At 57.6% G+C, this 22,438-nt stretch carries 19 protein-coding genes and 1 tRNA gene; 6 read left to right on the top strand and 14 right to left on the bottom strand.

What is annotated here, in order from left to right; genetic code table 11:
- Positions 1–4 precede the first annotated feature (4 nt).
- The gene (locus J8E65_RS02315) at positions 5–1,159 is read left to right on the top strand and encodes an alanine racemase (protein WP_210373767.1); all 1,155 of its coding nucleotides are present in this window, start codon (positions 5–7) and stop codon (positions 1,157–1,159) included.
- On the opposite strand, the gene J8E65_RS02320 is transcribed toward J8E65_RS02315, so the two are convergent.
- The 7 genes from J8E65_RS02320 to J8E65_RS02350 form a co-directional block, all read right to left on the bottom strand.
- Positions 1,156–1,812: an RluA family pseudouridine synthase gene (locus J8E65_RS02320; protein ID WP_210373768.1), complete on the bottom strand. Its 657-nt coding sequence runs from the start codon at positions 1,810–1,812 to the stop codon at positions 1,156–1,158. The genes J8E65_RS02315 and J8E65_RS02320 overlap by 4 nt on opposite strands.
- A gap of 3 nt (positions 1,813–1,815) precedes the next feature.
- Positions 1,816–2,565 (bottom strand): ABC transporter ATP-binding protein, encoded by a 750-nt coding sequence (locus tag J8E65_RS02325; RefSeq protein WP_272491906.1) that lies wholly within the window; start codon positions 2,563–2,565, stop codon positions 1,816–1,818.
- A 17-nt stretch (positions 2,566–2,582) separates the two neighbouring features.
- A complete protein-coding gene (locus tag J8E65_RS02330; protein WP_210373769.1) occupies positions 2,583–3,947 on the bottom strand; it encodes an efflux RND transporter periplasmic adaptor subunit in 1,365 nt (454 codons plus the stop codon).
- A 15-nt stretch (positions 3,948–3,962) separates the two neighbouring features.
- A complete protein-coding gene (locus tag J8E65_RS02335) occupies positions 3,963–5,315 on the bottom strand; it encodes a TolC family protein (RefSeq protein WP_210373770.1) in 1,353 nt (450 codons plus the stop codon).
- A 151-nt stretch (positions 5,316–5,466) separates the two neighbouring features.
- Positions 5,467–5,555 (bottom strand) — tRNA-Ser (locus J8E65_RS02340).
- A 15-nt stretch (positions 5,556–5,570) separates the two neighbouring features.
- On the bottom strand, positions 5,571–6,230 hold the full coding sequence (locus tag J8E65_RS02345; RefSeq protein ID WP_210373771.1) for a class I SAM-dependent methyltransferase: 660 nt from the start codon (positions 6,228–6,230) through the stop codon (positions 5,571–5,573).
- Positions 6,231–6,337: 107 nt separating this feature from the next.
- Positions 6,338–8,719, bottom strand: coding sequence for an alpha-amylase family glycosyl hydrolase (locus J8E65_RS02350; protein WP_210373772.1), 2,382 nt, complete (start codon positions 8,717–8,719; stop codon positions 6,338–6,340).
- A gap of 670 nt (positions 8,720–9,389) precedes the next feature.
- On the opposite strand from J8E65_RS02350, the gene J8E65_RS02355 reads away from it, so the two are divergent.
- The 4 genes from J8E65_RS02355 to modC are packed head-to-tail and all read left to right on the top strand — an operon-like array spanning position 9,390 to position 12,424.
- The gene (locus tag J8E65_RS02355) at positions 9,390–9,899 is read left to right on the top strand and encodes a PadR family transcriptional regulator (protein ID WP_210373773.1); all 510 of its coding nucleotides are present in this window, start codon (positions 9,390–9,392) and stop codon (positions 9,897–9,899) included.
- Positions 9,877–10,707 (top strand): molybdate ABC transporter substrate-binding protein, encoded by an 831-nt coding sequence (gene modA, locus J8E65_RS02360; protein WP_210373774.1) that lies wholly within the window; start codon positions 9,877–9,879, stop codon positions 10,705–10,707. The genes J8E65_RS02355 and modA overlap by 23 nt, the downstream gene beginning before the upstream one ends.
- Complete coding sequence (gene modB, locus J8E65_RS02365) at positions 10,683–11,345, top strand: molybdate ABC transporter permease subunit (protein ID WP_210373775.1); 663 nt, start codon at positions 10,683–10,685, stop codon at positions 11,343–11,345. Before modA ends, modB begins: the two co-directional genes overlap by 25 nt.
- Entirely contained in the window at positions 11,342–12,424 is a 1,083-nt protein-coding gene (gene modC, locus J8E65_RS02370) for a molybdenum ABC transporter ATP-binding protein (RefSeq protein WP_210373776.1), read from the top strand. Before modB ends, modC begins: the two co-directional genes overlap by 4 nt.
- On the opposite strand, the gene J8E65_RS02375 is transcribed toward modC, so the two are convergent.
- From J8E65_RS02375 to uvrB, 7 genes are all read right to left on the bottom strand, one after another.
- Positions 12,421–13,029: a YceI family protein gene (locus J8E65_RS02375; protein ID WP_210373777.1), complete on the bottom strand. Its 609-nt coding sequence runs from the start codon at positions 13,027–13,029 to the stop codon at positions 12,421–12,423. The genes modC and J8E65_RS02375 overlap by 4 nt on opposite strands.
- Positions 13,030–13,048: 19 nt before the next feature.
- Positions 13,049–13,735: a hypothetical protein gene (locus tag J8E65_RS02380; RefSeq protein ID WP_237181536.1), complete on the bottom strand. Its 687-nt coding sequence runs from the start codon at positions 13,733–13,735 to the stop codon at positions 13,049–13,051.
- Between the two features lie 10 nt (positions 13,736–13,745).
- Entirely contained in the window at positions 13,746–14,213 is a 468-nt protein-coding gene (locus tag J8E65_RS02385; protein ID WP_210373778.1) for a QcrA and Rieske domain-containing protein, read from the bottom strand.
- 70 nt (positions 14,214–14,283) lie between these two features.
- Positions 14,284–17,061 carry a carboxypeptidase-like regulatory domain-containing protein gene (locus J8E65_RS02390; protein ID WP_210373779.1) on the bottom strand — a complete coding sequence of 926 codons (2,778 nt, stop codon included), beginning with the start codon at positions 17,059–17,061 and terminating at the stop codon, positions 14,284–14,286.
- Complete coding sequence (locus tag J8E65_RS02395; RefSeq protein WP_210373780.1) at positions 16,998–17,948, bottom strand: FecR family protein; 951 nt, start codon at positions 17,946–17,948, stop codon at positions 16,998–17,000. The genes J8E65_RS02390 and J8E65_RS02395 overlap by 64 nt, the downstream gene beginning before the upstream one ends.
- The gene (locus J8E65_RS02400) at positions 17,945–18,499 is read right to left on the bottom strand and encodes an RNA polymerase sigma factor (RefSeq protein WP_210373781.1); all 555 of its coding nucleotides are present in this window, start codon (positions 18,497–18,499) and stop codon (positions 17,945–17,947) included. The genes J8E65_RS02395 and J8E65_RS02400 overlap by 4 nt, the downstream gene beginning before the upstream one ends.
- A gap of 63 nt (positions 18,500–18,562) precedes the next feature.
- Complete coding sequence (uvrB, locus tag J8E65_RS02405; RefSeq protein ID WP_210373782.1) at positions 18,563–20,623, bottom strand: excinuclease ABC subunit UvrB; 2,061 nt, start codon at positions 20,621–20,623, stop codon at positions 18,563–18,565.
- A gap of 88 nt (positions 20,624–20,711) precedes the next feature.
- Between uvrB and J8E65_RS02410 the strand changes: the two genes are divergently transcribed.
- Positions 20,712–22,436 (top strand): AAA family ATPase, encoded by a 1,725-nt coding sequence (locus J8E65_RS02410; RefSeq protein ID WP_237181538.1) that lies wholly within the window; start codon positions 20,712–20,714, stop codon positions 22,434–22,436.
- The last annotated feature ends 2 nt before the right edge of the window (positions 22,437–22,438 follow it).

Consider the following 22,438-nt stretch of genomic DNA (forward strand, 5'->3'; position numbering starts at 1 on the left):
GGCCATGCTGCTCGAGCATCTGCCTACACCGGTTGCCTTAATTGACCGGAAACGCCTCGAGCGCAATGTGGCGCAGATGCAAGCGCGGGCCAGGGCGCAAGGGGTGGCGCTACGCCCGCACATCAAGACGCACAAGTCGATCCATTTGGCGCAGCTGCAGCAGGCGCAGGGAGCACAAGGGCTCACGGTAGCTACCCTCGAGGAAGCCGAAGCGTTTGTGGCAGCAGGTTTTTCAGATGTTCGGTTGGCCTATCCTACGGTTGGCCTCGATCGCTACCAGCGTGTACGTGCCCTTATGGCGCGTGCACGCGTTTCGTTTTGCCTAGATACCCCTGAGGCGATTCGCCAAGCTTCGGATTTCTTTGCAGCGCAAGAAGTGCGTGCCGAGGTGCTTTTGGAGGTCGATACAGGCCAGGGGCGCACGGGAGTGCGTTGGGATGACGCCCATCGCTTACAGCTCTGCGCTCGCCTTGTCCAAGAAAGCCCTGGTTTGAAGCTTATTGGCCTACTTACGCACGCGGGTCATGCCTACCAAGGCCCCTTGGCTGGGGAAACGCCGCGCGAAGCGCTGTGTCGTGTGGCGGCTGAGGAGCGCGATCGGCTTTTGGCCGCGGCTGTTGTGCTGCAGCAAGCCGGGCTGGCCAGGCCGGATGCGTTTGAGCTCAGCATCGGCGCTACGCCCACCGCACACGTGTTCGAAAACCGTACGCAAAGGGGCTTCCGCATTACGGAAATTCGCCCGGGGAATTATGTGTTTCACGATGCCATGCAGGTCGCCTTGGGAAGCTGCACGCTTGAGGACTGCGCCCTGACCGTCTTGGCGCGTGTGGTTAGCCGCAAGCCGGATGGCCGTGGGGGATGGTGGCTATTTCTGGATGCTGGGAAGAAGGCGCTTTCGACCGATCAGGGCTATGGCACGCAAGGCTATGGCGTATTGCTTTATCACCCAGCCCGTCGGGTGCCCTTACCGCATGCCACACTGGAGCAGCTTTCTGAAGAGCATGGCTGGGTTCACTTCCGCGGAGGCGCCACGCTACAGGTAGGAGATCGGGTACAGGTGATTCCTAACCATGCTTGTCTGGTGGCGCCCCTACTGCGTAGGTTTTTCGTCATCGAAGGCGACGAGGTCCAGGCCGAGTGGCCTGTCATTGGGCATTAATAAACGGGGTGTAGCGCATCGAGTACGTGCTGGAAACTTTCGGGCAGGGGGGCGGTCAGTTCCAGCTCAGGTCCTTCGGGATGGGGGAAGCGTAGCGTCAGGGCATGCAGCATGAGGCGAGGAAAGGCCTGTTGCTTAGACCGATCGCCATAGCGCAAGTCGCCAACGATGGGGTGGCCCAAGTGGTAGCAGTGCACGCGAATCTGATGGCGGCGGCCTGTGAGCGGCAATGCTTCCAGGAGGGTATAGGCGTTGCCTACGTAGGCTAGCACGCGGTAGCGCGTTTCGCTAGGTTTGCCGCGTTGAAAGTCAACGCCCATGCGACCCGAGCCAAAAGCCCGAATAGGGGCCTGAATTTGGCCTTGCTCCGGCGAAACGCATCCATGTACCAGTGCGCGGTAGATTTTGTGCACGCGACGCGTGGCAAACAGCGCGTTTAGATAGCGATGGGCTTCAGGCGTACGTGCAAAAAGTAAGACCCCTGAAGCTTCTTTGTCGAGCCGGTGTACGACAAACAGCCGTTCCCCTCGAAACGTCTCCAGCAGTTGCCGTGCCGATGGCTGTGCAGGGTCCCGTTCCGGAATGGCAGCCAGGCCTTCGGGTTTGTGAATCGCCAGCAGGTAGGCATCTTCGTAGAGTACCGGAAGCTTCATAACTTAAGCCGTCGACATGCTTAGGTCCAAGCCAGCCAAAGCGGGCTGGGCCACGGGTTCGTCGTACTCAATGCGTCCATCACGCAGGTGAATGATGCGGCGTGCGTGGTGAGCGATGTCGGCTTCATGCGTCACAACAAGCAGCGTATGGCCTTGGCGGTAGAGCAGCTCAAACAGGCGCATGATTTCCTCACCGGTTTTGGTGTCCAGGTTCCCTGTGGGCTCGTCTGCCAAGAGAATCGATGGGTTGTTGACCAGGGCACGGGCAATGGCTACGCGTTGGCGTTGTCCGCCCGAAAGTTCACTCGGCTTGTGGTGCATCCGGTCGCCCAGTCCTACACTGCGCAACGCCGCTTCGGCCAATTGACGCCGTCGGTTTTTTGGCAAGCCTGCATAAATGAGTGGCAACTCAACATTTTGTAGGCAATTGGCCCGTGGCAACAGGTTGAACGTCTGAAAGACAAACCCCACTTCTTTGTTGCGGATGCGTGCCAGTTCACTCTCTGAGAGATGGCTGACGTTGCGTCCGTTCAGATAGTACGTACCTTGGGTAGGGGTGTCCAGGCATCCAATGATGTTCATCAGGGTAGACTTGCCTGATCCCGAAGGCCCCATGATGGCTACGTACTCATTGGGATAGATGTCCAAAGAAATGCCATCCAGGGCCCGCACGGGCTGTTCTCCCATCGGATAGATTTTGGTAACGTGGCGCAATTGGATCAGGGGTCGTTGGGCATTGGGTGTGGTGTTCATGGCGAGGCTCAGGCGAATTATTGTACGGTAGCCATGAGGCGTGGCGTGCGTTCGGGTGGTCGAATACGCACAGGCATGCCTGGCCGCAGCGTTTGGCTGACGGCCCGGTACGGACCGATAATGACCGTTTCGCCACCTGCAAGCCCGGCCGTGATTTCGATGTGCGTATCATCGGCAATCCCGGTTTGCACCTCGACCATTTTGGCCTTGCCGTTTTCGACCAGAAAAACCACTTTCCGCAGGTCTTCCTTAAGCACCGAGGGATTTTGTGCGGTATCGGCAGGAGCAGTTTGCCCTTCAGGACGCACGCGGTTAAAGTCGCGCACGGTGACCGCTTGGATGGGAACAGCAACTACGTCGAAAACCGTTTTGGTATAGATGTCCACTGTGCCGCTCATGCCTGGCCGCAACGGTGGCAGCAATTCGGTCGTTGTTGGCACTTCTTCGCTGACCACCGGTCCGGAAGCAGCAGTGGCTGTCGGCAGGGCCACACTGCCCAGAATGCGAACCTTGACGGGAAAGTTGGTTACCTGCTCCTGTGTACCCTGATTGGCAATGCGGGCCGAGTTAGCGATTTGGGTCACCAGGCCTCGGAAGGTGCGCTCAGGATAAGCGTCGATATGCACGGCCGCCGTGTCTCCGATCGAGATGTTCACCACGTCGTTTTCGTTTACATCGACCTCGATTTCCATTTGCTCTAGACGGGCAATGCGCATCATCTCGGTTCCGGCCATCTGGCTGGTGCCGACCACGCGTTCACCCAGTTCAACATTTAACTTACTGATAATGCCGCTCATAGGAGCATAGATCACGGTTTTGGCCAGCTGCTCCCGGGCTTCGCGGAGTTGAGCTTCGGCACTTGCTACAGCGTGGCGCGCGGCCTCTAAAGCCGACTTAGCGACTTCGTATTGGCTGCGCGCAGCATCAAAGTCGCTTGCCGAAATGGCGTTGCGCTCAAAGAGCATCTGTTGGCGTTTGTATTCCGCTTCGGATCGGATCAGGTCGGCTTCCCGTTGTTTCATGACAGCTCGGGCCTGGGCTACGCCGGCTTCAGCCTGTTGCACCTGCGCCTCATAGAAGTCTGGACGGATGCGGGCTAGCAACTGGCCGCGTACAACGCGGTCCCCTTCCTTTACCGGAAGTTCGACAATTTCTCCGGACACGTCCGGGCTAATGGTCACTTCCACTTCGGGCTGCACGCTTCCTGAAGCGGTGACAACCTGCGTGATGCTGCGCCGCGTAGCCTTATCGACCTCGACTTCGAGTCCTGTATTGCGGGAAAAAAGACCTAGCGCAGATCCTACCGCGCTAATACCCAGCAGCAGACCGATTAAGGCCAGCATTACGATGAGTAAACGTCGGGTTGCTCGCGTAAGCGCCATGGCTTGTTTGGGGTTTTATCGGGCTACGTTTTCTAGGTCCAAGGTGCCTGCGTAGTAGTCGATCAACTTTTGTCGGAATAGCAGCGTGTAGCGGGCGCGCACCAGGTCCGATTCGGCACGGACGAACGTTGCGCGGGCTTGGGAGAGCTCAACCCATGTCGCTGAGCCTACATTGTAACGCTCCTGATAGGCTTCAAGCGCCAGGCGTGCAGCTTGTAGCTGAAGTTGGGCCGTTTGGTATTGTTGCCAGGCTGCCTCGTAGTCTAAAAAAGCTTGCCGCACTTGGGTGGCAATTTCTTGCCGCAGCTGTTGGAGCTGCAAGCGCACGTTTTCCAGTTCTACGCGGGCTTGTTGGATGTTGTGGCGCGTGGTAAACCGGTCGAAAATGGGAAACGTCAGGCTTAGGCCGATCGACCCACGCCGGTTACGGTTGAAGAACTGCTCGTCAAAGCTTAACGGTGCCAGGTCGGTATAGCTTGAACCGTAGCTTAGCCTCAGGGCAATGGTGGGCCAGTAGGTAGACTGGGCAATCCGAACACCATAGTCCGCTGCCCGGAGTTGTGCTTCTAGGGCTTGGAGGTCTGCCCGACGCTCGAAGGCAGCTTGAAGCAGCGTCTGCACCTCGTAGGAAGGCGCGCTTAGGGCCAGCGTGTCTAGCTCAGGAAGGACAAATTCGTAGGTTCCAAACGGATCAAGCTGTAAGAGTTGAATGAGGTTGGCTGTTTGAAGCTGCTGATTTCGACGGGCATTGATGAGCTCTAGTTCAGCCGCGGCAACCTGAGCCTGTTGCTGGTAGAGATCGGCTACGGGTCGGCTTCCTACTTGCACAAAGGCTTCAATTTGCGCCAGCAAGGCCCGTTGTGCAGCGAGGTTTTCTTCCTGGATGCGAACCTGCTCCTGGGCCTCGATAAGCGACAAGAACGTGGAGGCCACGTTAAACAGCACGGTTTCGCGCTGGCGCGCCTCGTTGCGTTCACTGGCAGCCACTTGGGCGTGGGCTTGGGTGACGGTATGGATATCGCGAAACCCGTTAAACAGGTTGATGCTGGCTGAAAAGCTGGAGCTTAGGTAGTGCGTGGTTTGATCTACGACGCGTCCCTCATCGAAAACGAAGTTGCGGCCGTAGTCTCGAGAACCGCTTACCGAGAAATTGAGATCGGGCAGAAAGTTGCTGCGGGCACTGGCCAGTCCGATTTCGCTGCGTGTCCGCTGGTGAACTGCTTGCAGCACCAAGGGATTGCGCTTCAAGGCCAGTCGAAGCGCTTCGTCGAATGTGATGCGTTGCACGGGCTGAGCCATCGCAGCGAGAGGCAACAGCAGACCCCACAGGGAAAGCCATATCTGCCGTCGCGTTGGGATTGCGCTCATGAGGACAGCAGGGGTTGTACAAAGCCGTTTGATTTCGACGTCGAAAGTAGACGAGGCAGAGAAGAGATTTGTTACATCTGCTTAAACAAAAAGCCGATCCCTTGGGAGATCGGCTGGTGTCATCGAGGCGCTAGGCGATCAGTTTCAGGGGCGGAGGGGGTGGGATTCGAACCCACGGTGCCCGCCAAAGGGCACGCCGGTTTTCAAGACCGGTGCATTCAACCACTCTGCCACCCCTCCGAAAATGCGGAAAGGCTAACGCGCGCGCCTATGCTTGAGATCCAGAGGGCGACGGGCACACACCACGACAAATCCTCCTTCGCCGTAACCTTCACGCACGGGGTCAGCTTGCTGGAGCACCTCTGGATTTGAAAAGAGCGTCTGTCGCCAGTTCAGGTTGGTAAAGCCAACGGTCTGCAGCAAGTGTTTCACTTCATCGGCTGCGAGCAAGCGGGCGTCTCGATAGAACGGATGCGTATGTTGAAGGGCGACGTATCGCTGCCCCAAGGCACTGGTGCGGTCAATAAAGCCCACCACCAAGTAGCCCCCTGGCTGCAGCACCCGATAGGCCTCTCGCAAAGCTTGTTCAGGGTCTTCTGTAAAGCAAAGCGTGGTGACCATCAATGCCGCGTCAAACGTTTCGTCAGGAAAAGGCAATGCTTCGGCTACGCCTTCGAGGACCGTTATGCCGCGCTGCTGGGCTTTTGCCCGCATTGCAGGGGACGGGTCCACGCCATAGCGAATACCAAGCGGAGCAGCAAAGCGCCCTGTGCCCACGCCGATCTCTAGGGTTAGGTCACCCCCAGGCCATACGGCACGGATGGCGGCCAGCTCTGAGGCATAAGCCGCTGGATGGCGTTCAAACCAGGCGTCGTACCGATCGGCCAGTTGGTCGAAAGCAGCGGTTCGGGCCATCACTCAGGCAAGCTTTCCCCGTTGAACGTCTTTGGGTATTTGGGGTTTGTACATAAAAAACCCCCTAACCCCATGGGGTTAGGGGGTAAGACTAAGTGCACGTCACGTCATTGACGCAAAAAGACCAAGCGATGCTGCACGTACCGTTGTCCGCTTGTGGTCTCTACGATTAGCCGCGCCACATAGGTGCCGCTGGCTAAGCGGTTGGCTTCCCAGTGCACCTGGTGACGCCCTGCAGGGAGTGCGTCGTGCAAAAGTTGCTGGACTTCCCGCCCGAGTAGGTCATAGATCGTTAGCTGCACCTGTGCAGCCTCAGGCAGTCCCAGTTCGAACCGGGAATGTTTGGCGAAGGGATTGGGTGCTGGACCATTCCAGAAGAACTCCGTAGGCAGTGCTTCAAGGAAAAGATCCTTTTCGCCTACCTGGAGTGGGCTATGCTCCATGCTTGCAAATAAGCCAGGGTCATACTCTTCTTGTAAGACCCAGATCGCATAGCTGCGAGGCGGTGCCCAAACGTACACGCGGCCATCAGCATAGATTTGCGAAGTCTGGCCGGTTACGGGGTTAACTAGGACTTTGCCAGCCCAGTTGGGCCATCCGCTTGGGGAGCTGTCCACCCAGAGCCCCTTGGTGCTGGACTCATGGTCGTTAAGTACCAAAATAGCACCTGACCGGGTGCCATTGCCCCCGCGGCGTGCTACAAATACATCGGCTACGTCAGCACTGGGCCAAGGATTGCCTACCTCACTAAGCACCACCATGGTCCCCCCGAGATAGTTGCGGCGCAGTTTGATCAAGCGGATCAGGTCCTGTCGCAGTGAAGCCGGTGCTTGCACGGTGATGCTGGGGTCGCTATGGTCGTGCTGGGTAATGCCGTAAAAATGGGGATAGAAGATTTTAGGACGTCCTTCGGCAAAGAGGATGTAGGCATAGGCCATGTCCCAGTCACGCCAGAGCCACTTGTCGTGTTCTTTACCCGTGTCGTGGTTCTCTACAAAGGTGACCACTTGGGTCCCAGAGAGTGCGTTGCCTGTGTTGTCCCGAACAAGACCGGCATGGTTCAGCCAACTCATGTTCCAATCGGCACCGTTCCAGTTGGCCATGTCGGTGAGGGTAAACTTGAGCGGGAAGTCGAAAGCATCAATATCGGCACCTAGGCTTTCAACCGTGGTCACCCAGTTTTTAATGGCAGGTTTGGAGCCCCAGTATTCAGCTACAGCAAAACGCTGGCGGCCGTCGGCGCGTTTAGGCATGCTTTTAATCCACTGGGCTGCAAATTCTGGCTGGTAGCCTCGGACGAAATCCAGGCGATAGCCATCAAACCCTACCGTGTTTGTGAGCCACTGGCCCCAGGTGATCAGCCGATCTTGCACTACCGAGTCAAACGTGTTGAGGTCATTGCCGAAAAACTTTGTATTGGGAATAACCTCATCGGTACCGGGAAAGCCCAGATAGTCTCGGCTATCTACCGGGTGAAAGTGGGCGTAATTCCAGCTCCAATTGGCCTCTCCTGGACCTGTGTGGTTCACGTAGGTGATACCAGTAGAGGTCCAAGCTTGCAGCGCGGTAGCAGCCAGGTTTTGTCCATTGTACCAAATCTCAAAGGGGTAATAGCCTCGGGTCTGATCAGTAGGAACAAAATCAAAGGGGTTATAGACCTCTCGGCGCGCTTCGAGGCGGATCTCGATGGTACGAGGAGATGTCAAGGTGATTTTGTATTCGTCGATGTCCCCACAGGGGTCGATGTGAGCCCAGATATGTTTCCCAGAACCGGGAAATACGTTGTATTGGCCATTGCCGTTGTTGGGTTCGTATTCCCAATTGGCATTACTTGGGGTGTTGGGCTGATCTGGCGAGCCGTCCCAGTTGATATAGAGATCATACCCGCGTTCGCCCTTGGGGTCGCTACAAGGCAGAAAATAGCCTTTAATTTTAATGTAATAGTCCCCAGCTTGAGCGTTAGGAATACGCCAGATAATTTCGTTTGTAGGGTAAGGACTAAACTGGCTGTAGACGCCGTCACCGTCTGGGTCGCGGCGCGCTTCGTCGAAGACGTAACGTTTGACTTCGGGGTTGGGCTCTAGGTTGTCGGGACCCCCGTAAATGTGGTTCAGGATAATGTCTGCATACACTTCAATGCCAGCAGCATGCATCGCTTGGACCATGTTCAACAGCTCGTTGCGGCTGCCAAAGCGCGTTTCAATGGTGCCTTTCTGGTTGTAATTCCCCAGGTCGAAGTGGTCGTAGATGGCATAGCCCATATCGTAGATGCCGAAGTTGCCCTTTGCAGGCGAGGGAACCCAGATGCCGGTAATTCCGGCGTTGGCCAGCTCAGTAGCCTTAGCAGCCAGCGTGTCCCACCAGAAGCCGTTTTTATTGGCTGCATCGACGGGCACGTCCCAATAGAAGGCTTGCATCATCACGTCGTTTTGGGCCTGCGCGCGAAGCGCCAGCATTGCAACAAGGAGCCAAAGCGTGTACCGATACATGGCAGGGCAGGATTGGTTATGTAATCGCTTTCTCAAGAAAATTTGCTTTAAATAGCCATTTTAGTCTGTATCTGCTATGTAATAATGTAAACGCTTTCTTGCAAATTTTCATTCAAATATTCATTTTTTCTTGACAATAGGCCGCATTCATCAATGATTTCCCCGTTTTCAGGATATGAAGACTGCGCTAGGGATGAAGCAGATAAACTACAAGGCGGCTGCCATAGCTTGGCTCCGTGACAATAGCAAGAGAAGTCCAGATCTCCTCATTGATCAGAGGCCCGATTTCCCGGTCAATTGCAGCTAGGTTCTTTTCTGGGGCTACAGTGGACCATTATAGGCTTGGTTTAACTCTTCTCGAATGCTTGAAGTGAGCACTCCGAGGGAGACTTCAGCCGCTCTTCGATGCTTAGGCTCCACTTGTAGACCAGCTCCAGATAGGAAGATTTAGCTTCAGGCGCTGCTTTTCGGGGGGCAGTTTAAGCGTGTGGGTTTTGCTTTCTGAATTGCAGACTATAGCGGTTGTACACAATCCCTGCAAAAGCTTTTGACGTGGGCAGTGTCCTTCCCGTAGGGTTGGCTATAGAACAGGCACAACATATATTCAGTCTTTGGATATTCACCTAATGAATAAACACGCTGTTCCTTTCGCTTTGGGGTAAAGAGAGCTATGGGTATAGAAGCCGTTTTATTGGGTCTGCTGGCGCAGGGTCCGCGCCATGCTTATGCGCTTTACCAGGAGCTTCGGCGGCCGGATGGCCTTTGGCTGGTCTGGCGATTGAAGCCTGCGCGGCTCTACGCGATGCTGGACCGACTGGAGCAGGCTGGGTTGATTGTCTCGGAGACTGTCCCTCAGGAGCGTCGTCCGGCACGCAGGGTCTTTCGGTTGACGCCGGCTGGCGAGGCCTGCTATCTGCGTTGGCGCACCGAGCCTGTTCAGCATGGCCGCGATATGCGTCAGCTTTTTTTGGCTAAACTCTACTTAGCTCGCCGTGATGGGGTGGAGGTGGTTCGCACCCTATTGGAAAATCAGCAGGCCGCTTGTCGCCAATGGCTGGCCGATTTCCGGAGGTCTGTGCCTGCACCGGAGAGCTTTGGGTATCAGGTGTGGCGCTATCGGGTGCAGTATCTTGAGGCCTTGTTGCATTGGTTGCGTGATGAGGCTACGTCAATACCTTAGGGGGCTGCTGGTGGTCTTGGCAGGGGGGCTGTGGGTGAGCGCTTGTCAGAAGCCGCCAGTTTCGGATCCCCGGCCTAGAGAGCTGCATGTGGCGGCAGCGGCTGATTTGCGCTATGCGTTTGAGGTGATGCGCGTGCAATTTGAAGCCGTGCACCCAGGGGTTCAGCTAAAGCTCAGCTATGGATCCTCTGGGCAATTTTTTGCGCAGATTCGTAATGGAGCTCCCTTTGACCTGTACTTTTCGGCCGATGTCGACTATCCCCAACGGCTTATAGCCGAAGGGTTGGCTGTCGATACGTCGTTTTTTCTCTATGCCGTTGGCCAGCTCGTTGTGTGGGTGCCCAACGATTCGCCGCTGAAGCTAGAGCGTTGGGAGGAGCTGGCAGGACCTAACGTGCGGCGGTTAGCCATTGCCAATCCGCAGCATGCGCCCTATGGTCGAGCAGCTATTGCTGCATTGCAGACGCTAGGACTCTACGAGCGGGTACGTGACCGCTTTGTGTTTGGCGAAAACGTTGCGCAGACAGCCCAGTTTGTTGCCAGTGGAGCGGCTGAGGCCGGCATTATTGCCTTGTCCTTAGCTTTAGCTCCAGAGATGCAAGCGCGCGGGCGCTATCGGCTGTTGCCGCATGAACACTATCCCCCAATTGCCCAAGGGGCTGTGATTCTCCTTCCGGCTGCGCAGCGGCCAGAAGCTTGGGCTTTCTGGCGTTTTGTGCAGACGGTAGAAGGACGTCAGGTGCTTGCTTCGTTTGGTTTTTTAAGTCCGGATGCAGTAGGCCTATGGACTGGATGGCCGCAGGGGTGACGCTACGGCTGGCCGCGTGGACAACGGGGGTGCTCCTGGTTATTGGACTTCCGCTAGCCTATTGGTTAGCGACAACGCGTTTTCCCGGGCGTGGCGTCATTGAAGCCTTGGTGACGCTTCCATTGGTACTCCCCCCTACCGTGGTTGGTTTTTATTTGCTGGTGGCCACGGGGCCTGAAGGGCTTTTAGGGCGCTTTTTGTCGCTTATGGGTGTAGATCGGCTGGCGTTTACGTTTCCCGGTATTGTGCTGGGTTCTGTGGTGTTCAACTTACCCTTTGCCGTGCGTCCGTTTACAGCAGCCTTTGAGAGCGTTGATCGCCGGCTGGTTGAAGCTGCCTGGTGTCTGGGCGTTCCGCGCTGGCGCACCTTTTGGAAGGTCGTATTGCCCCTTTCCTGGCCAGGGATTCTGACGGGGATTGTGCTCAGCTTTGCCCATAGCTTAGGGGAGTTTGGCGTGGTACTTATGGTTGGCGGCAACATCCCAGGGGTAACGCGCACGCTCTCGATTGCCATTTACGACGAAGTGCAGGCGCTCAATTATGCTGCTGCCGATCGGATGGCCTTGGCGCTTGTGGGTTTTGCGTTAGCTGTGCTTAGCCTAACCTACCTGCTGCAGCGTAAGGTGGTGCGCCGATGACGCGGCTAGAAGTAGACATTGTTCGGCGATACCGCACAGGGTTCGCTGTCGCTGCGGCCTGGTCGCAGCCAGTAGACCGGTTTTCTGTGACTGTACTGTTTGGTGCTTCAGGGAGCGGAAAAACGACGTTGCTGCGTTGTCTGGCTGGACTAGAGCGTCCAGATGCCGGCTATATCCGACTGGGTGGAGAAACCTGGTATGATGCTGCAACGGGCTATCACCTGCCCCCACAGCGTCGGGGCATAGGGTTTGTGTTTCAGGATTACGCGCTGTTTCCGCATCAGACCGTTGCCCAAAATATTGCTTTTGGGTTAGGTCATCTGTCCAAAGCGGAGCGACAGCGGCGTGTGGAAGAGCTCTTGGCTTTGCTTGAGCTGGAAGGTCTGGCCGATCGCTATCCGGCGCAGCTTTCCGGAGGACAACAACAACGGGTGGCCTTGGCCCGGGCTTTGGCCCCACGTCCACGTCTGTTGTTGCTTGACGAGCCCCTTTCAGCGCTCGATGGTCCTACGCGCGAAGTGCTTCGGCGCAAGCTGCGTCGTTGGCTAGCAACTCTGGGCATCCCCGCAGTGCTAGTTACGCATGACTGGCTAGAGGCCAGTACGTTAGGGGAGCAGGTCATTGTGCTCGAGGCCGGTCACGTGTTGCAGCAAGGGCCGATCGAGGAGGTCTTTTCACGACCAGCAACTACGCAGGTAGCCAATATTGTGGGGATAGAGACCGTAGTGCCTGGTGAGGTGCTGCATGTGGCCGGTGGCCTGGCGCAGGTTGCCGTGGGATCGGCAAAGCTGATGGCTCTAGCGCCTGAAGCGGTGAACAGTCGGGTGTACGTGTGCATTCGGGCAGAAGAAGTTACGCTGCTGGCGGCGCCGCCAGAGGCTACGAGTGCCCGTAATCGTTTACAGGGACATGTGGTAGCTATAGAGTCCGAGGGGGCGCTGGTGCGCGTAGCGCTTGACGTGGGCTTTCCGCTGGTAGCGCTCGTTACTCCCCATGCTCGTGAGGAGCTTCGCCTGGAGGTTGGATGTACAGTCTGGGCTGTGGTTAAAGCCACGGCTGTCCACCTTGTGCCGCGCTAAAACGATTGTTCGCCAGCTTTGGCGGCTGGTGGCAATACCGCCCGAATCGTGCCTTCCAGATCGATTCTGTCGCGGATAGCCATCAGCAGCAATTTAGGTCGGCGGACGCCAAACTGGGAGAGCATGATCGAAAACCGCCCGGTAGCTTCGAAGCGATGGTTATTGATCCGTACAGCTACCGGAATGGCCACCGCTTGCGTCTGCCCATGAAACGTTAGACGACCGTTCACAACCCAAGCGCCTTCATAGCCCGTGGCGGTTTGCTCCCAACGCTCTACAGCGATAGCAGACGATTCAAAGATTACTTCCGGGAAGCGATCGGCCTCAACGACCTCAAGCATGTTTGAGTCGCGATTGCTATTGCCGCTGCTAAAACTGGCCACCGGTACGTGAAGGCGGACCGTAGAGCGGGCTGGATTGGCTAGATCGAGGTGCAGCTTTCCCTGAACGGATCGGCTGACGCCGGTCCATCCATGGAGCGGATGGTGTCCGTAGTACTGCAGGAGACTTTGCGTACTGTCGACAGGCAGCGTGACAGGCTGAGCAAGCACGCCGGCGCTTCCTAGGAGTACCCATAGGGCCCATAAACACCAAAGACGTCGCATAACCGTTTCCCTTTCGTTTTTAGTAGGGTAGTGTGATGACCAGAAAGGCTGCAGTATAGGCGCCGAGCGTTAGGCGCCCCACCCAACGGTGGGTGTTAAGGCGGCGATCGTAGCTTTCGGCAGAAGGGGCTGCGCGCACGTGACGTCCTAGCCAGGGCTGCAGGGCCATCCCGCTAAAGTGGATCAGCGCAAGCCAGCGGTGCAGTTTAATGGAGCTAAAACCCGGATCGTAGCGCCGGGCAGGGGGGGCGCCAAGTGAAAGGCTGGCCGTGCCCATGTAGAGGCCAAACGTCACATAGCCCAGCGTGCGATGCACAGGCTGCAGGTCCTGGTAGTAGCGTGGGCGGTTGCTGGCCAAAACTTCACCCAGGATCACCTGTGTGGTCAGTGCAGCAAACGTCACCAGCGCCATGCGCTGATGCCACTGAAGCATGGTTTGGCGGATTTCTAGCTCGCGGCGGCGGCTAGCTGGGGCCAGACCGATCAGGCGAAACAGCCCGTGCCGTCCCCAAAGAAGGCGGGTATTCCAGGGCATGCCTTGGGGTAAGCTATCCAAAGGGCTCGTAGCCACCGACAAGCTGGTCGTCCGCAAGCCCACCCGATTGGTGGAAAGCAGGAGTCTTTGCCCAGAGCCAAGCTGTTCGTATTGGACCTGCTGTGCTAGGACGGTCATAGGAAGCAGGCAGAGCAGGCCCAGCAATATCATGCCGCTGCGGCTAGCTTTTGGTAATGCGTACCCTGTTTCCATCCCGTTCGACCGTATACGCTGTGAGCGCTCGTGTTGCTGGTCCCTGAAGCACTTGACCATCGGTGCCAAACTGTGACCCGTGGCAGAAGCAGACGAAGCGGTTGTTCTGGAACGAGCTAATTTCACAGCCCTGGTGGGTGCAGATGCTGCTAAAGGCCCGGATGGTGCCCTCCACGTTGACGACCAGCATATCGGCCGCGTCGATATGCAAGAAGCCGCCAGGATTGGCCACCTTTCGGGCTTCGCTTCCGGTCAGATCCAAAAAAACCGTGTTTCCTTCAATGGTAATACCGCTGCCTGGAGGGGGAGGGGTATCGTTGTCGTCCTCCATGCTACTGTAGCTGTCGCATCCGCTCAGAGACAAAAAGAGGGAAACAAAGGGGAGCGTGCTCCCGGCGGTTTGCAAAAAAACGCGGCGTGAGGTCGGTTTGCTCATGGCGCGTGGCTTGGGTTGCGGTTTCAATAAAAAGCACCTAAGGGGCTGTCTATGCCTACTGCGTGGTCACTTAATGGGAAAGTTGTACGGTTAGCAGCCATTGCCGACCGGGAAGCCGTCGATTAAGCACAACCGGTTCGAACGTGCTGATCCAGGCCAGACTCCGGTCGTAAACGTCACGGCGGTTGAGCACATTATGTACCATCCATTGGACCTGGAGCTGGGTGGATCCGATCCGGAAGTGCCAGGAAAGCCCAACATCCAGTCGGTGTTTAGCAGGCAGGGTGTGGGTTTGGGGGGCGTCTAGGTGGTATGGCCCTACAACGGCAGGCCCTGCATAGCGCAGGTAGTCGTAGTAGAGCCGACGGAAGGCCCATCGTTGGCCCCAGCGGGATTCCCATCGGATCAGGCAAGCCAAATTGGCCGATAGGTTTTGCATCAGTTCCGCATGCACCCGGTAGGGTTCATTCCAAGGCGTAGGAAGCAGCCGAAGCTGGCCGCTGCGCTCGGGGTAGGCTCGTTGCGTGCGGTCGTAGCTGTAGAGGAAGCGCAGTCGCTGGGTTGGGTTTTGGTATTGCAAACGCAGGGTAAAGCCAGTTGCTTGCCCGTAGGTATGGCGGAGAAATGCGTTTTGGGCCAAGGGTGTTGCTTGGGGTGCAGGGTAAGTGGCCGGAAGACGGGCCAGCAGGCCAGGATAATCTACCTGCAACAAGTGAGGCTGGCGTTTGTGGTACAAGATAAACTCCAGTTGCCAGCGATCGTGCTGGGCTACAAGCGCATCTAGCGTAAGATGGTAGCTCCAAGGAGGGGTTACGGTGGCGTCAGGTGGAAGCCAAAAGAGGATGGAAGGGATAATAGTAGTAGCGCCAATGCTGGTCAATTCAAAATGGTTTACAAACTGGCGGTAAATGCCGCCGGCTACGCGGAAGGCCAGCTCCAGCGGTCCAAGCAGCACGTCTTGCCGCAGGGCGAGGCGGGGCTCGGCGTAGATCTTCCGATGTCTAGCCAGGTAGGTTAGGCGCACGCCTGGTTCGATAACGAGCTGCAACGAGGGCGTCCAGGTGGCGGCAACAAAAGCGGCGGGATGCCAAGTCGTGATTTGGTGCGTGAAAGGAGCTATCAGTACGTTGCCCAGCAGAAAAGCGGCGTGCACTGTTTCTATTGACAACCCGATTGCGCTTTGCCAGTGGGGTGAGAAGCTGTAGTGCGCGGTGCTTTCCAGAGCGAGTTCTCGGATGGTGTTGCGTTCGGTCGCAGCTGGGGTCTGGCGCAGCTCACGTTGCAGCTGGGTTTCCAGAGCTCTCCAGGCTTCGGGGTTTTGGCGTGGTGCCGTGCCTTCGCGGGCGCGGTAATAGTATGTAGACGTATGCCAGCTGCCGCGCAGCTGCAGGCTCCAAAGCATGCGGGCACTGAGTAGGCGGTCGTAACGGAAGCGTGCGGCCTCGTTCAGCCAGCGGTAGGCACTGTGCGTTACCATGAGATGAGCCGAGTCGGCTGCTTCAGCGGCATAGCGGGTTTGCTGGCGCGCTTCCAGGCGATTGGTCCCCTGGTAGGCAGAAAGGTGCACGGTCTGAAAGGGATCAGGGCGGAAGCGCATGGCGGCATGCAGGTCCAAGAAAGCGGCATCGGGGGTCCAGGGATTGGCCTGGAGGCCAGGTGCCGCGATCGGTTCTCCCAGCCAGCGGCTAGCCATGAGGGGGTCGATCGTGTTCCATTGGCGGAGTAATGCCCGTAACCCTGGTTCCTGGTAGATGTCCCATACACTGTGGCGCACGGCCAGCAGTCCTGCTGTTGTGGTGGTGCGCATTTGGGCTCGGGCATTCAGCGCTAGCGGATCTAGTCTGGTGGCTAAGCTGAAGGGCGTAGCCCCACCGAGCGCATGCTCCAGTTCGATCAATCCTGAAAGCTGGCTGCCCTGTGCTGCGCCGTGCCCGGCACGATGAACAGTGAGGCGTCCAATAGCCAAAGGGCTGAAAGCGCTCAAGTACCGGCCAAGGCTGACGGGATTGCGTATGGGCATGCCGTCAAGGAGCGTCAGGTGCTCTCCGCTATCGCCCCCTTGAAGGTGCAGTTCTGCTAAGGGATGGGTCACCTGCACGCCAGGCAGGTGGCTGGCTGTTTGTAGGAGATCCAGAGCGAGTTGCGGCTGTGCTTCTTCGGTATGCTGGCTGGTGCCCAAGGCAGCAGAAAGAGCGCGTCGCGTGAGGCCATCAATAATGACTGGAGGCGCTTCCAGTGAAGCAGGTTCTAGAGGAATCTGGACATGGACGGTATGGTTGGGTATGATGCGGACGCTGTCGAGCTGCGGGTGATAGCCTACATAGGAAATCACCAACCGGTGCGAACCGGCCAGCAGGCCATTAAGGGCAAAGCGGCCGGCTTCGTTGGAGACGGCTCCTGTGCCAGCATCGACCAGCAGTACGTGAGCATAAGGCAGCGGTGCGCCGGTTACCGCATCGACAACTTCGCCCACTAGACTTCCCCGAAGTGGAGGTTGCCGTCGGGCTTCAAGGATTACGTAAGCGCCAGACGAAGAGCGCACAAAATCCAACCCTGTACCAGCCAGCAAGCAGGCCAGCAGCCGTTCGATAGGTGCCTGGTGCAAGGCGCAGTAGACGGTTTTGCCTTGCACTAAGGCTGAAGGGTAAATCAGATTGATGTGGGCTGTACGCGCGAGGGTTTCTAAGGCTTCCTGAAGCGAAGCGCCCTGGACGACGAGCGTAAAGCGTGGGCTTTGCTGGGCCCAGAGGGGTTGCCATCCACAAAAAAGCCCCACGATAATGATTAGGGTGTAGCAGCTGAATCGGGCTCGAGCGCAAAACCCTGGCTGATGCGTCGGTAGCGGCATGGTAGCGTTAAGCACAGGTCCTGAAGGATCCGTTCCACTTGGGCATCGCGTTGGTAGAGTATCGTAAGGCGTCGCGTTAGCGGCAAAGATCCTGCGAGTTCGATGCGGAGGCCAAAGCTACGTTCCAGTTCGCGTAGCACGGTTGCTAGAGGTTCGTCGATCACAACAAAGCCTCCGCGTTGCCAGGCCAGAACGCGTTCAGGGTCAATCTTTTCGGGTTGGGTGGGCAAAGGATGGTGGGCGCTGATGCGTACATGCTGACCGGGGGTAGTAAGCCAGAGGGTATGCTCGGGCTGTGTGGTAGCGCGAACGCGTACCCGGCCTTCAAGCAGGGTGACCTGGGTTTCTGCGGCTTCTGGCCAGGCACGTACGCTTAGCCGCGTGCCCAGCACCTCAACATGTGCCCAAGGCGTGTGGATCGTTAGCGGAGGACCTGGAGCAATGGTCAACAGCGCTTCGCCCTGCAGGCGTATCCACCGAGGCCGTGGGCTCAAGAGGGATCGGGGATAGACCAGCCGTGAGCCTCCACGGAGGAAGATGGTCGATCCATCGCCAAGGGTAACGGTTTGGTTTGTCCCTAAAGGCACGGTAAACGTATGAGGCCGTGCTAGCCAGAGCGTCCCTAATAGGCCTAGTCCTACCAGCAACATGGCAACACGTGGCCAGCGGAGCCGTGCACGCCGGTGCGGTGGATGTGCAGCACGGATGGTCTGGGGAAGCCGGCTCAAGAGCTCGGTCCAGGCCTGTTCAGTATCGGGGATGCCTTCAAGCGGGCGCTCCAGGGCTGCTAACCGGTTCCAGAGCGCCTCCAGTTGGCGGCGTTCGGCTTCGGAGTGCTGTTTGAGTGCCGCTTCTAGATCAGGGGGCAAAGAAGAACGCTCCTTCATGGCGTTAGGGCGAGCGCTTGCAGCCGTCGTTGTAGCGTCTCCAGCGCCCGTAGCAGATGGTTATTGACTGTTCGGGGAGAAATGCCCATCACCTGGGCAATTTCGCGATGGCTCAGTCCATGCCAGCGGCTGAGGACCAGGGCCTCTCGCTGTCGCTCGGGCAGCTCCTCCAGCCAGCGCGCCAGGAGCGTTTCCAGCTGGTGGGTTTCTGCTAGCGTGTCGGGTAGCAGCGGCTCGGTAGTCGAGTTTGCTGGCAGGTGTTCAGCGCGCTTGCGTGCACGTCGCCGCTCGTCGCGTAGGTGCCGTAAAGCCCGGTTGCGCGCCATGCGGTACAGGTAGGGGCGCAGAGGTTGGGCAGGATTAAGCGTGGTGCGCCGCATCCACAGGTCTAAAAACACGTCTTGTATCAAGTCATGGGCTACTCCACTGTCACCCACGATGGCTTGCACATAGCGCAACAGCGGGATGCGCAGGCACCGAAATAACATGCCTAGCGCAGCCTGGTCTGAGGCACGCAGCCGCTCGCAGAGCGTTTGGAAATCGTCGGTCACCCAGGCTTTCTACGATTTGGTTACAAAAGTACCTGAGCGCCGCCGTATGCCTACGGCTGAACTTTAGGAGAGGGGGGCTTCCAGCTGGCGCTCCAGGCTGAGGATCAGGTCGCGTAATTCGGCTGCGCGCTCGAACTCTAGCCTTTCGGCGGCTTCGAACATTTCGCGCCGAAGCTGCTCCAGGAGCTCCCGTTTCGCCTCCGGTGAAAGTTCTTCAAGCACCGGGTCGACCACTCGCGGTGGCAACTCGGGTTCTTCGTGGCGAGACGCAGCGACCAGCGGTCGGTACTTTTCTTCAGCAACAATAGTGCTTTTGAGGATCTCTTCGCGTGATTTATAGACCGTGCGGGGGGTAATGCCGTGTTTTTGGTTGTAGGCCAGCTGAAGAGCACGGCGACGGTGGGTTTCGTCGATCATGCGCTGCATGGCCTCGGTAACCTTGTCGGCATAAAGCAGAATTTTGCCGTTGGCATTGCGGGCAGCACGTCCTGCCGTTTGGATGAGCGAGCGTTCTGAGCGCAGAAAGCCTTCTTTGTCCGCATCTAGAATGGCTACTAGCGAAACTTCGGGCAGGTCCAAGCCTTCGCGCAGCAAGTTTACGCCTACCAGGACGTCGAAGTCCCCCAAGCGCAGCCCTCGAAGCAGGTCTACCCGTTCTAAAGCGTCGATTTCAGCATGTAGGTAGCGTACGCGCACTCCAAAGCGGTCCAGGTACTCGGCCAGGTCCTCGGCCATGCGTTTGGTCAACGTGGTGACCAAGGCGCGTTCGCCACGTGCAATAACCTGTTGGATTTCTTCCAGTAAATCATCGATTTGTCCGGCCGTGGGGCGCACCACAACTTCGGGATCTGGGATGCCCGTGGGGCGAATGATCTGCTCGACGACAATGCCGAGACACTTTTCCAGCTCGTAATCGCCCGGGGTAGCGCTCACAAAGATGACTTGGTGATGCAACGCTTCAAATTCTTCGAAGGTCAGGGGCCGATTGTCCAGCGCTGAAGGAAGTCGAAAGCCGTGTTCGACCAAGGTGAGCTTGCGGGCGCGATCTCCGTTGTACATAGCCCGCACTTGAGGAATGGTAACATGGCTCTCGTCGATAATGAGCAGGTAGTCTTGCGGAAAGTAGTCGAACAGGCAATAGGGACGTTCTCCTGGAGCGCGGCCAGACAGGTGGCGGCTGTAGTTCTCGATTCCCGCGCAGTAGCCTACCTCGCGCAGCATTTCGATGTCAAAGCGCGTGCGCTGCTCCAAGCGTTGCGCTTCTAGTAGTTTGCCTTCGGCACGTAGCACCCCCACCCGCCAGCGCAGCTCTTCTTCGATCGAGGCAAGCGCCCGCTCCAACCGGTCACGTGGGGTGACAAAGATCTTCGCCGGATAGATCGTAATGGCCGTTTCCTCCATGCCCAGTTCACCAGTAAGCGGGTTAAGGCGGGCAATCCGATCGATTTCATCGCCCCAAAATTCAACCCGAAAGGCACTTTCTTCGGCATAGGCTGGGAAAATATCCACCACATCCCCGCGTACGCGGAACGTGCCCGGCTTGAATTCGAGGTCGTTACGCACGTAGTAAATGTTGATGAGCTGGCGCAGCAGCTCGTTGCGTTCGATCTGTTGACCCACATGGAGGGGCACGATCTGCGCTCGGAATTCATCGGGAGAGCCCAATCCATAGATGCAAGAGACCGAAGCGACCACAATCACATCGCGTCGGCCAGAGACGAGCGCACTGGTAGCGCGCAGCCGCAGCCGGTCGATGCGCTCGTTGATGGCTAAGTCTTTTTCGATGTAGGTGTCGGTAGCTGGGATGTAGGCTTCAGGCTGATAGTAGTCGTAGTAAGAGATGAAAAATTCTACGGCATTGTCTGGAAAAAACTGCTTGAACTCGCCGTAGAGCTGGGCAGCCAGTGTTTTGTTAGGACTCATCACCAGCGTAGGCCGCTGCACGTTTTGGATCACATGCGCCAGCGTAAAGGTCTTGCCCGTTCCTGTAGCTCCAAGCAACGTCTGGTACTTATCGCCACGCAAAATGCCTTCGGTCAATGCAGCTATCGCTTGGGGCTGGTCGCCTGTAGGCGCAAAGGGGGCTTTAAGCACAAAAGGCCGCTTTTCGATGACTTCCTCCATGATGCCTTGTGCATCCAAGTTGGACCCGCCTTTTAAAGAACCGGAAGCCATCGCAGAAGTTGCGCTTTGGCTGTAAGCTAGGGTTTCTATGCGTATATTGCGCCCGATGGCTGAAGCTGCTGCTACATACCGCGCTCGCGACAGCCAGGCCTGGCTCTGGGCTGTGCCCCCGGCGCATTATCCGGCTTTCCTGCAAACGGGCACGTTCGCCGTGCATCGGGTGGGGCGCAGTGCCTTGACGCAGTTGCGGCCAGGAGATCGCATTTTTGCGTATCTCTCGGGCTCCAAGGTACTGGTTGGGCTTTTTGAGGTGGTGGATACGCCCTTCGAGGATCACACGCCGCTGGTGCCCGGGGTCGCCTACCCACATCGGGTGCGGGTGCGACCGCTGATTACGCTGGCTGAAGAAGCCTGGCTGCCTTTTGAGGCGTTTGCGGACAAGCTCGACGTGGTGCAACGCTATCCCGACTTCCGATCGGTCGTTAAGCAAGTGTTGCATCCGCTGCCGCGCGTTGATGAAAAGGTCTTGGAGTTTTTAATTCGGGCCCGAGCGGCTGACCTAGAGCAGGCCTTGTCGGCGCTAGACGAGTTGCGCCGTTTGCGGGCTGAGCGACCGACAGCGGCTGTCCGCGAAAAGCCCGTCCGTTACCGCCCCAAGCCGTTTGATCGTGCCGCAGCGCTAGCTGCGTTGCTTGAGGGGCTCGAGGCCCGAGGGTTTATCTACCCCCCTTGGGTAGTAGCCGCCTACGTAACCGCGCTGCGCACAAAGCCGCTGCTTATTTTGGCAGGCCCAACAGGCATAGGCAAGTCAAAACTTCCTTTGCTGGTAGCCGAGGCAACAGGAAGCTTTGCACGGCTGATTCCGGTACGCCCTGACTGGGCCGACAGTGCCGAGGTGCTGGGGTACATTGATCTGCAAGGGCGCTTTCGACCTGGTGCCCTTCTTCGCCTGGCCCGTGAGGCGCAGCAGGCACCTGGACAGTTTTTTGTTGGCGTGCTCGACGAACTCAACCTGGCACGGCCTGAGCAATACCTGGCTGAAGTGCTGAGTCGCATTGAAGATCGGCATCCACTTCCAGAGGGGGGATGGACGACAAGTCCCCTACTCCAACTGGCGCTCCCGCCTGCCGATCAGGCCTGGGAACGCGTGGTCTGGGGCGCTAACCTGGCTTTGGTGGGGACGGTCAACGTCGATGAAACCACGCATGGGTTTAGCCGCAAGGTTATCGATCGGGCCTTCACGCTCGAGCTTGCAGAGATTGACTTGATGGCCTTGCCGTTAAAGACGCACACCGAGACTGCAGCTTGGCCCGTATCGGCTTGGCTGCCACGCGCTTTACGCTGGGCTGAGCTGTCCGAACTTTCGGAAGCAGAGCAGGCCCAACTGCGTAAGGTACAAGAAGTGCTCCAGACCCTCAATCGTTGGCTCCACCCAGCTGGCCTACCAGTTGCGTACCGAACGCGGGACGAAATCGCGCTTTTTGTGTTGCATGCTACCGAGGTACAAGAAGCTTTCCGCACACGTTCTGGCACCCCGATCGATCCACTAGATTTGGCCCTGTGGATGAAGGTTTTGCCGCGCCTCGAAGGCAGCACACCTGCTTTGCGACAAGCACTGCGGGCTATGTTGGGTTGGACCGTTACAGGTGCGCCGACTTTGCATGCCGATACGTTGCGTACGTTGATACGTACTTGGGAAGAGGCTGCCTGCCCGAATCTCTGGCCCGAAGCAGCTTTTCCCATGACCGCTGCGCGCCTGGCGCACATGTGGCGTCGCTTGGAAAGCGAAGGCTACGTGTCGTTTTGGGAGTAATC

It is taken from the genome of Rhodothermus bifroesti, from assembly GCF_017908595.1.
GTDB classification, from domain to species: domain Bacteria; phylum Bacteroidota; class Rhodothermia; order Rhodothermales; family Rhodothermaceae; genus Rhodothermus; species Rhodothermus bifroesti.